The organism is Streptomyces sp. CHD11, assembly GCF_018638295.1.
Classification (GTDB): domain Bacteria; phylum Actinomycetota; class Actinomycetes; order Streptomycetales; family Streptomycetaceae; genus Streptomyces.
On sequence record NZ_JABTTS010000020.1, the window covers coordinates 114,996 to 125,230 of the forward strand.

The 10,235-nt window shown below is 73.9% G+C and carries 9 protein-coding genes and 1 pseudogene; 9 read left to right on the plus strand and 1 reads right to left on the minus strand.

From position 1 onward, the window contains the following. Nucleotides 1-60 precede the first annotated feature (60 nt). The 8 genes and pseudogenes from HTV45_RS20530 (at nt 61) to HTV45_RS20565 (ending at nt 9,328) form a co-directional block, all read left to right on the plus strand. Nucleotides 61-786, plus strand: a complete 726-nt coding sequence (locus HTV45_RS20530; protein ID WP_215207268.1) for a class I SAM-dependent methyltransferase — start codon at nt 61-63, stop codon at nt 784-786. A 459-nt stretch (nt 787-1,245) separates the two neighbouring features. Beyond that, nucleotides 1,246-2,079, plus strand: coding sequence for a M55 family metallopeptidase (locus HTV45_RS20535; protein ID WP_215207269.1), 834 nt, complete (start codon nt 1,246-1,248; stop codon nt 2,077-2,079). Continuing rightward, on the plus strand, nt 2,072-3,376 hold the full coding sequence (locus HTV45_RS20540) for a M20/M25/M40 family metallo-hydrolase (protein WP_215207270.1): 1,305 nt from the start codon (nt 2,072-2,074) through the stop codon (nt 3,374-3,376). The genes HTV45_RS20535 and HTV45_RS20540 overlap by 8 nt, the downstream gene beginning before the upstream one ends. A 4-nt stretch (nt 3,377-3,380) precedes the next feature. Continuing rightward, nucleotides 3,381-5,345 (plus strand): prolyl oligopeptidase family serine peptidase, encoded by a 1,965-nt coding sequence (locus HTV45_RS20545; protein WP_215207271.1) that lies wholly within the window; start codon nt 3,381-3,383, stop codon nt 5,343-5,345. Then, nucleotides 5,342-6,274 carry an LD-carboxypeptidase gene (locus HTV45_RS20550; protein WP_215207272.1) on the plus strand — a complete coding sequence of 311 codons (933 nt, stop codon included), beginning with the start codon at nt 5,342-5,344 and terminating at the stop codon, nt 6,272-6,274. Before HTV45_RS20545 ends, HTV45_RS20550 begins: the two co-directional genes overlap by 4 nt. 72 nt (nt 6,275-6,346) lie before the next feature. Further along, the gene (locus HTV45_RS20555; protein ID WP_215207273.1) at nt 6,347-6,901 is read left to right on the plus strand and encodes a GNAT family N-acetyltransferase; all 555 of its coding nucleotides are present in this window, start codon (nt 6,347-6,349) and stop codon (nt 6,899-6,901) included. A gap of 139 nt (nt 6,902-7,040) precedes the next feature. Next, a pseudogene (locus tag HTV45_RS20560) lies at nt 7,041-7,278 on the plus strand (arginase family protein); the annotation flags it as partial. Between the two features lie 40 nt (nt 7,279-7,318). Continuing rightward, nucleotides 7,319-9,328 (plus strand): DUF5107 domain-containing protein, encoded by a 2,010-nt coding sequence (locus tag HTV45_RS20565; protein WP_215207274.1) that lies wholly within the window; start codon nt 7,319-7,321, stop codon nt 9,326-9,328. Between the two features lie 10 nt (nt 9,329-9,338). On the opposite strand, the gene HTV45_RS20570 is transcribed toward HTV45_RS20565, so the two are convergent. Then, nucleotides 9,339-9,686: a VOC family protein gene (locus tag HTV45_RS20570; RefSeq protein ID WP_103542026.1), complete on the minus strand. Its 348-nt coding sequence runs from the start codon at nt 9,684-9,686 to the stop codon at nt 9,339-9,341. 120 nt (nt 9,687-9,806) lie between these two features. Between HTV45_RS20570 and HTV45_RS20575 the strand changes: the two genes are divergently transcribed. After that, the gene (locus tag HTV45_RS20575; RefSeq protein ID WP_251692455.1) at nt 9,807-10,220 is read left to right on the plus strand and encodes a phage holin family protein; all 414 of its coding nucleotides are present in this window, start codon (nt 9,807-9,809) and stop codon (nt 10,218-10,220) included. Nucleotides 10,221-10,235 lie beyond the last annotated feature (15 nt).

A 10,235-nucleotide genomic window follows, 5' to 3' on the forward strand; every position in this document is an offset into this window, starting at 1 on the left:
GCGATACACCGTACTGGCCCGTCGGACGGGCGGGCGGCGTCGCACCCCGGGGAGTCGGTCATGAGCGTGACGAGTCGGTACCAGCAGGCCTGGGAGGGCTTCTGGCAGGAGGCACCGCACGAACAGGGGGCCGTGTTCTGGGACGCGGAGCCCGCGCTGACGGTGGCCCGCCACCTCGCCCTGTTCGAGCCGCATCTGAGCGATCCGGGACTGCCGTTGGTGGACCTCGGCTGCGGCAACGGCACTCAGACCCGCTTCCTCGCCGACCGCTTCCCGCGCGTTCTCGGCGCGGACCTGTCCGAGGCGGCCCTGGAGCTGGCCCGCGCCGCCGACCCTGAGGGGCGAGCCGAATACCGCCGGCTGGACGCGGTGGAGAAGACCGGGACACAGGCCCTGCACGCCGAACTCGGCGACGCCAACGTCTATCTGCGCGGTGTGCTGCACCAGTGCGAGGCCGACGACCGGCAGGCGCTGGCCGACGGTGTCGCCACGGTGGTGGGCGAGCGCGGCCGTGCCCTCCTCGTCGAGCCGTCCGAGGCCGCGGGCGCGTTGCTGCGCAGCATCGCGGCCGGTCCCGGGGGCCCGCCGCCCAAACTGGCACCGGTCCTCCGGCACGGGATAGCCCCCGGCGAGGTAGCCGACGCGGAGGTGCCCGAGTTCCTGACCGCCGCCGGGCTGACCGTGCTGGCGCACGGCACCCTGCCGCTGACCACCACCGAGTACGCCCCCGACGGCACCCGCATCGAACTGCCGTCCACCTGGTACGTGACGGGACGCGCCGCTTAGGTTCCGCACGGGGCACGGACGAAGGCCGCGGGTGCCGACCGCGGCACCAGTGGCGCCATGCCCTGTGCCGTGGTGCCGTGGTGCCGGCACAGCCTCTCATCGGGCACTCGCCCCAGTGGTGCAGACACGTGAGCGAGGCGCCGGGGTCTCCGTACTGTCTCCGGCCGTGACCGGCCACACATGTCCTCCCGCTCCGCGCCGGGCGCCGGCCGGCGCGGGCCCGGACGCGGCCTCCCGGACCGCTCCGGTCACCGTCACCGACACCGACCGCGATGCCGTGCCCGGCACCGGGCACGGCTCATCCGCGCCTGCGGCACCCCTCTGTCAGCCCGCGGGAAGGGACCCGCGGGGCGGACCGCCGGCCTTGTCACCCGAGGTACACCTGACGCCAGTGGTATCGACCTCTGGCTGCCGGGCCGCCTCTGGCCCGCATATTCCTCGACATGTAGCGTCGGACCCATGAAGATCCTCATCAGCGCCGACATGGAGGGCGCCACCGGTGTCACCTGGCCGGCCGATGTGCTGCCGGGCACTCCCCAGTGGGAGCGGTGCCGGTCCATGTTCACCTCGGACGTCAACGCCGCCGTGCAGGGCTTCCTCGACGGCGGCGCCGACGAGGTGCTGATCAACGAGGCTCACTGGACCATGCGCAATCTGCTCCTCGAGCAGCTCGACGAGCGGGCCGAGATGCTCACCGGCCGGCACAAGGCCCTGTCCATGGTCGAGGGCGTGCAGCACGGTGACGTCGACGGCATCGCGTTCATCGGCTACCACGCGGGCGCCGGCATGGAGGGCGTCCTCGCGCACACCTTCCTCGCCAACTCCATCACCGGAGTGTGGGTCAACGACGTACGGGCCAGCGAGGGCCTGCTCAACGCCCATGTGGCCGCCGAGTACGGGGTGCCGGTGGTGCTGGTCACCGGAGACGACGTGGCCTGCGAGGACGCGCTCGGCTACGCGCCCGAGGCGCTGAAGGTCGCCGTCAAGGACCATGTGTCCCGGTACGCGGCGGTGTGCCGCACCCCGGCCAGGACCGCCGCCGACATCCGCGCGGCGGCCAGGGAGGCGGCCGCGCTGGCGGTGCGCCGGGAGCCGGTCGACGGCGGGCCCTTCACCGTCGCGGTGGAGTTCGACGCGGAGCATCTGGCGATGGCCGCCACCGTCGTACCGGGCGTGTCCCGGACCGGTGAGCGGAAGATCGCCTACACCAGCGGAACCATGTACGACGGGATCCGCACGTTCAAGGCGGTCACCACGATCGCCTCGGCTGCGGTGGAGGAGCAGTATGGCTGACGAGCGGGCCCTGGACGAGGTCGTGACCTTCACGTCCGACCTGATCAGGATCGACACGACGAACAGGGGCGGCGGAGACTGCCAGGAGCGGCCCGCCGCCGAGTACGCCGCCGCCCGGCTCGCCGAGGCCGGACTGGAACCGGTGCTCCTCGAGCGCACTCCGGGCCGGACCAATGTCGTCGCGCGTCTGGAGGGCAGCGATCCGTCGGCCGACGCGCTGCTCGTCCACGGGCATCTGGACGTCGTACCGGCCGAGGCCGCCGACTGGAGCGTGCACCCGTTCTCCGGTGAGGTCCGAGACGGGGTCGTCTGGGGGCGCGGCGCCGTCGACATGAAGAACATGGACGCGATGATCCTGGCCGTGGTGCGGGCCTGGGCGCGCGAGGGCGTACGGCCCCGGCGCGACATCGTCGTCGCGTTCACCGCCGACGAGGAGGCCAGCGCGGAGGACGGCTCCGGGTTCCTCGCCGACCGGCACGCACACCTCTTCGAGGGCTGCACCGAGGGCATCAGCGAGTCGGGCGCGTTCACCTTCCACGACGGTGGCGGACGGCAGATCTACCCCATCGCGGCCGGCGAGCGCGGCACGGCCTGGCTGAAGCTCACCGCGCGCGGCCGCGCCGGGCACGGCTCCAAGGTCAACCGGGAGAACGCGGTGACCCGCCTCGCAGCCGCCATCACCCGGATCGGCGAGCACGAGTGGCCGCTCCGCCTCACGCCGACGGTGCGGTCCGCCCTCACCGAGATCGCCGCGGTGTACGGCATCGACACCGACCTCTCCGATGTCGACGCCCTGCTGGACAAGCTCGGCCCGGCGGCCAAGCTCGTCGAGGCCACCGTCCGCAACAGCTCCAACCCGAGCATGCTGAACGCCGGGTACAAGGTCAACGTGATCCCCGGCGAGGCCGTGGCACACGTCGACGGCCGGTACCTGCCGGGCGCGGAGGAGGAGTTCCGGGCGACCATGGACCGGCTCACCGGACCGGACGTCGACTGGGAGTTCGCGCACCACGAGACCGCCCTCGAGGCGCCGGTGGACACCCCGACGTACCGCCGGATGCGGGCCGCCGTCCAGGAGTTCGCGCCCGAGGGACATGTCGTGCCGTACTGCATGTCCGGCGGCACCGACGCCAAGCAGTTCTCCCGGCTCGGCATCACCGGCTACGGCTTCGCGCCGCTGAAGCTGCCGGAGGGCTTCGACTACCAGGCCCTCTTCCACGGGGTCGACGAGCGCGTCCCGGTGGAGGCACTCCACTTCGGTGTCCGTGTCCTCGACCGGTTCCTGCGGACGGCCTGAGCCGGTGGGGGAGACAGTGCGGACCCTGGCGTACGGCGAGTGGCCCTCGCCCATCGACGCGGTCACGGCCGCGGCCCACGACGGCAGCCCCGAGTTCGCGGGCTTCGTCGGTGACGAGGTGTGGTGGACCGAGCCCCGGCCCGCCGAGGGCGGCCGGCGCGCCCTGGTGCGCCGGCACACCGACGGCACGGAGGAGTCCGTGCTGCCCGCGCCGTGGAACGTGCGCACCCGGGTCACCGAGTACGGCGGCCTCCCGTGGGCCGGCGCCGCGCGGGACGGTGGCCCGGTCGTGGTGTTCGCGCACTTCACCGACCAGCGCCTCTACCGGTACGACCCGGGCGGCGAACCCCGCCCGCTCACCCCCGTGTCGCCGGTCGGCGAGGGGCTGCGCTGGGCCGAGCCGGTGCTGCTCCCGGAGCGCGGCGAGGTCTGGTGCGTCCTGGAGGAGTTCACCGGTGACGGGCCCAGCGACGTACGCCGCGTGCTGGCCGCCGTACCGCTGGACGGCTCGGCCGCCGACGACCGGGCGGCCGTGCGGGAACTGAGCGACGGACGCCACCGGTTCGTCACCGGGCCGCGCCTGGCGCCCGACGGGCGGCGCGCCGCCTGGATCGGCTGGGACCATCCGCGCATGCCGTGGGACGGCACGGAGCTGCTGGTCGCCGATGTCTCCCCGGACGGCACCCTGACCGGCGCCCGTACGGTGGCCGGCGGACCCGAGGAGTCCGTCCCCCAGGTGGACTGGACCCCCGACGGACGGCTGCTGTACACCAGCGACCGCACCGGCTGGTGGAACCTCTACCGGGACGGACAGCCGCTCTGCCCGCGCGAGGAGGAGTTCGGCGGACCGCTCTGGAAACTGGGGCACCGCTGGTTCGCCCCGCTCGACGACGGACTGATCGCGGTCGTGCGCGGACGGGGCGCCCTCGCGCTCGGCGTACTCGACCCCGAGACCGGTGACGTCGTCGACGCCGCCGGTCCCTGGACCGAGTTCGCGCCCTCGCTCGCCGCCCACGGCGAGAGGGTCGTCGCCGTCGGGGCCGGCCCGCGCAGCGGCCACGAGGTGGTGGAACTGGACACCCGCACCGGCCGGGCCCGGGTCGTCGGCGCCGCGCACCAGGACGCCGTGGACCCCGTGTACTACCCCGAGCCGCAGGTCCGCGTGTTCACCGGACCGGACGGCCGTGACATCCACGCCCAGGTGTACCCGCCGCACCACCCCGGCTGCACCGGCCCCGACGACCGGCTCCCGCCGTACGTGATCTGGGCGCACGGCGGCCCCACCGGCCGGGCGCCGCTCGTACTCGACCTGGAGATCGCCTACTTCACCTCGCGCGGCATCGGCGTCGCCGAGGTCGACTACGGTGGCTCCACGGGATACGGGCGCGCGTACCGGAACCGGCTGCGCGGCCAGTGGGGCGTGGTCGACGTGGAGGACTGCGCCGCCGTCGCGCTGGCCCTCGCCGACGAGGGCACCGCCGACCGCGACCGGCTCGCCGTCCGCGGCGGCAGCGCCGGCGGCTGGACCACCGCCGCCTCGCTCACCACGACCGACGTCTACGCCTGCGGCACCATCATCTACCCGGTGCTCGACCTCGCCGGCTGGGGTACGGGGGAGACCCACGACTTCGAGTCCCAGTACCTGGAGAGCCTGATCGGCCCGCGCGCCGAGGTTCCCGGCCGGTACAGGGAGCGTTCACCCGTCGAGCACGCCGACCGGCTCACCGTGCCCTTCCTGATGCTCCAGGGGCTCGACGACGTGATCTGCCCGCCCGTGCAGTGCGAGCGGTTCCTGGCCCGGCTGGCCGGCCGGGGCGTGCCGCACGCGTATCTCACCTTCGAGGGCGAGAGCCACGGCTTCCGGCGGGCCGAGACGATGGTGCGTGCCCTGGAGGCGGAGATGTCCCTGTACGCCCAGGTGTTCGGGATCGAACCGCCCGGTGTCCCGGCGCTGGAGCTGGGCACATGAGCCGGGTCGAAGCGCTGCGGCGGCCGCCCCGGCTCGCCGCCGGCGCCCGGGTGGCCGTCGTCGCGCCCAGCGGCCCGGTGCCCGAGGACCGGCTCCTGGCCGGCCTCGACGTACTGCGCGGCTGGGACCTCGACCCGGTGGTGGCCCTCCATGTCCTCGACCGGGACGGCCGCTTCGGCTATCTCGCGGGCAGCGACGCCGGGCGGGCCGCAGATCTGCAGTCCGCCTGGTGCGACCCGGCCGTCGACGCGGTGATCTGCGCCCGCGGCGGCTACGGCGTCCAGCGCATGGTCGACTCCCTCGACTGGGAGGCGATGCGAGCGGCCGCACCGAAGGTGTTCGTCGGATTCAGCGACATCACCGCGCTGCACGAGGCGTTCGCGGTCCGGCTCGGCCTCGTCACCCTGCACGGGCCGATGGCCGCGGGCCTCGACTTCGTGAAGAGCGTGCGGGCCCAGGAGCATCTCAGGGCCACTCTCTTCGCCCCCGAGACGGTCCGCACCGTCACCTCCGACGGCACCGCACTGGTTCCCGGGCGGGCGCGCGGCGTCACCCTGGGAGGCTGTCTCTCCCTGCTCGCCTCCGACCTCGGCACCCCGCACGCCAGAGCCTCGGCGCGCGGCGGACTGCTGTGCCTGGAGGACGTGGGGGAGGAAACCTACCGCCTCGACCGCTACCTCACCCAGCTGTCGCGGGCCGGCTGGCTGGACGGGGTGAACGGCCTGCTGCTGGGCTCCTGGGCGCAGTGCGAGCCGTACGACGGGGTACGGAGGCTGCTCGCCGAGCGGCTCGGCGGCCTCGGCGTGCCGGTGGCCGAACAGTTCGGGTTCGGCCACTGCGACGACGCGCTCACCGTGCCCTTCGGCGTCGCGGCGGAACTGGACGCCGACGCGGGCACACTGACGCTGGACGAACCGGCGCTGAGCTGAACCACCGCCGGGCCGCGGCGGGCGGCTTCCGGCGCCGCGCGCGGGTCCGGCGGGGCGTCGTAGGGTGACAGGGTGCCGCACACCGCTTCCCGCTACCTCGCCGAGGGCGCCCGCGTGGGGCTGCGTCACTTCACCCACGCGGACGGCGCCGAGTTCACCGCCCGCGCCCGGGAGAGCAAGGACCTGCACCATCCCTGGCTGTTCCCGCCGGACAGCGCGGCCGCGTACGCCGCGTACGCCGGGCGGCTGATCGAGGACCGCACCAAGGCGGGATTCCTGGTCTGCGAGAAGGAGGCGGACGGGGCGCTCGCCGGCTTCATCAACATCAACAACATCGCCCAGGGCGGCTTCCTCTGCGGCGCGCTCGGCTACGGCGCCTTCGCGCACGCGGCGGGCCGCGGACTGATGCGCGAGGGGCTGGACCTCGTCGTGCGGTACGCCTTCGGTCCCATGCGCCTGCACCGGCTGGAGATCAATGTGCAGCCCGGCAACGCGGCCTCGATCGCCCTGGCCCGCGCCTGCGGATTCCGTCTGGAGGGCTTCTCCCCGAAGATGCTCTTCATCGACGGCGCCTGGCGCGACCACGAGCGCTGGGCGATCACCAGCGAGATGACGGCACGTCATTGAGGGACGGACTCCCCGTACGTGGGGATGACCGGCATGCGGAACATCGTCGTGGTGGACTCCCCCTCCAACCTGGGCCTGCGTCCGCCCGCCCCGGGTACCGTGCCCGGCCGCCACAAGCTCGCCGGCGGCACCCGGACCCGACGGCTTCCGGGTGCACCTGGACGCCGACGTCCTCGACCCGGCCGTGATGCCCCGGCGGACTGAACCCCGACGAACTCCTCGCCCTACCGGGTCCGTTGCTCACCTCGCCGCACTGCGTCGGCCTCACCGTCACCATCTACGACCCCGACCCCGACCCCGACCCCGACCCCGACCCCGACGCGACGGCCGACGCCCTGCTCACCGACACGGTGGTCTCCGCCTTCGCGCGAACCTGACCCGTAGCGACCCTGTTCAGGCGGACGCCGGGCGGCTTCCATGGTGATCGTGACGACGATCCGACATGAGGTACTGACGCTGCCCGCCGCATCCCTGGGCGCCGACAACCCGCTGCCCCCGCTGCGCCCCCTCGACGAGATGCACCGCATCGACGACCGGGACAAGGCCGGTCTGCCGCGCGACATGGTCCGGCAGATCGGCCACGCACCCCTGCACAGCCTGCTGCCCGTCCCCGTCCGCGACGGCTACGAACGCAGCCGCGAACCCCGCCCCGTCGACGCCCTCGTGATCGAGAACGACCGACTGCGCGCCACCGTGCTGCCCGCCCTCGGCGGCCGGATCTCCTCCCTCGTGCACAAGCCCGCCGGCCGCGAACTCCTCTACCGCAACCCGGTGTTCCAGCCCGCCAACTTCGCCCTCAACGGCGCCTGGTTCTCCGGCGGCATCGAATGGAACATCGGCGCCACCGGCCACACCACCCTGTCCTGCTCACCCGTGCACGCCGCCCGCGTTCCCGCCCCCGACGGCGGGGAGATGCTGCGCCTGTGGGAGTGGGAACGGCTGCGCGACCTGCCCTTCCAGGTGGATCTGTGGCTGCCGGACGGCTCCGACTTCCTCTACGTCGGCGTCCGGATCCGCAACCCGCACGAGAAGCCCGTGCCGACCTACTGGTGGTCCAACATCGCCGTGCCCGAGGAGTGCCGCGTCCTCGCTCCCGCCGAGGAGGCCTACCTCCCCCACTGCCTGAAGGGCGTGGGAGGTGCCCCCATCGGCTACGAGCAGCGGCTGCGCAGGGTGCCCGTCCCGGAGTACGACGGCGTGGACCGCACCTACCCGCCCCGCAGCACCTACCCGGCCGACTACTTCTACGAGGTCCCCGAGGACCGCAGGCGCTGGATCGCCGCACTCGACACCGGCGGCCGGGGCCTGGTGCAGACCTCCACCGACGTCCTGCGCGGCCGCAAGCTGTTCGTCTGGGGCCGCGGCCCGGGCGGGCGGAGCTGGCAGCAGTGGCTCACCGAGCCCGGCACCGGCGGCTACTGCGAGATCCAGGCCGGACTCGCCCGAACCCAGCTGGAACACGTCGCACTGGACGCGGAGAGCGAGGTGTCCTGGCTGGAGGCGTACGGGCCGTTCGAGACGCCGCCGGAAGGGGAGTGGAGCGGCGTGCTGGCCGAGGCGGAGACCCGGCTCGAGACGGTCCTGCCGCGTGCCGGGGTCGACGCCGCCTACGAGGCCTGGCAGCCGTACGCCGGCACGGAGCCCGGCGAGCGGCTCGCGACCGGGTCCGGCTGGGGCGCGCTGGAAGTGCTGCGGGCCGGCTGGAAGTTGCCCGGCACCCCCTTCGACGAGACCACCCTGACCGAGGAGCAGGAGCCCTGGCTGCACCTGCTGCGCGCCGGGTCCTTCCCGGATCCGGCCGCCGGCCGGCCGCCCGGCGGGACGCTCGTCGCGCGGCACTGGCGGGACATGCTGGAGACCGCGCCCGCGACGCCGCTCACCGAGTACCACCTGGGCGTCGCCCAGTGGCACGCCGGGGACCGGGCGCAGGCGGAGCGCAGCTGGGAGCGGGGGCTGCGGCACGCGTCGTCCGGGTGGCCGGCGCTGCGCTGCCTCGCCGTCGCCGACCAGGAGGCCCGCAACCCCGAAAGGGCCGCCGACCGCTACGCGGAGGCCTTCGACGACCTGTGCCGGGCGGCCGGTGACACGGCGGGTGAGTGGACGCCCGTCACCGCCGCGCTCGGCCGGGAAGCGGTGGAGGCCCTGCTCGCCGTGGGCCGTACGGCGGACGCGCGCTCCGTGTGGCGGCGGCTGGACCCCGGGACCCGGGCCCGCGGGCGGTTCCGGCTGGCCGAGACGGCGCTGCTTCTCGCCGAGGGGCGGCGTGAGGAGGCCCGCGCCGTGTTCGACGCGGGCTTCGAGGTCGCCGACCTGCGGGAGGGCGACGAGGTCATCGGGCGGCTGTGGAGCACCCTCACCGGCGAAGCCCCCGCAGGCCCCGAACCGCTGCCGGAGCGCTACGACTTCCGGATGCGGCCCACACCCTGAGCGGCTGGCGTCAGGCGCGGCGGTCCGCGTACTCGTAGACCGCCCCGTCCGGGTGCCGTGCGATGAGATTGCGGCCCACCGGCGTGGGGACCGGGCCCGCGATGATGTCCGCACCCATCTCCGCCAGTACCTGGCGGGCCTCGTCGACGTCCTGCACGGCGATGGTCGCCGCGACCTTGCGCAGCACGTCCAGCTCCGCCGCCGGCCCGCTCATCAGCAGGAAGCAGCCCACGGCGGCGACTTGGACGCCCGCCCGCTCGAAGCGGAGGGCCTTGCCGCCGGCCAGCCGCTCGTAGAAGGGGATGGCGGTCTCGATGTCGTCGACGCAGACGCGCAGTGTGGCACCCAGAATCTCCATGGGGTCGAGCCTAGTTGGGGCGACCGGGACCCGGAGTCCGCCCCGGACGATCTCCACACCGGTCTTCACACCCCGCACGGCGGGGAGTTACGACCACCCGGCCACGGGTACCCGTCGGCCATGCAGCGTTTGGAGCACTTGGAGCATCTGGACAAGCACCTGGTCGACGAACTGGCCCAGGTGGCCCGCGAGACTGTACGGGAGGAACTGCGCGACCAGGCGCGGGGCCGGCGCCGCAAGGCCGCCCTGTACGCCGGGTCCGGCGCGGCAGCCCTGTACGCGGGCGCGGCCGTCGCCCTGGCCGTCGGGCTCGCCCTCGCCCTGGTCCTGCCGGGCTGGGCCGCCGCGCTCATCACGGCCGCGCTCCTGGGCGCCCTGGCCTACGCCCTGCGCAGCGCGGCCCGGCCCACGGCCCCCCGGCAGGTTCCCGGGCAGGCCGGCGCGCCCGACGGCAGGGGCGACGGGCGGGGCGCCCCTCCGGGCCTTGCGCGGTCCCGCCCACCCCTCACCAGGAGTGGCAACCCTCAACCGTAAATACTTAAGGGGTAG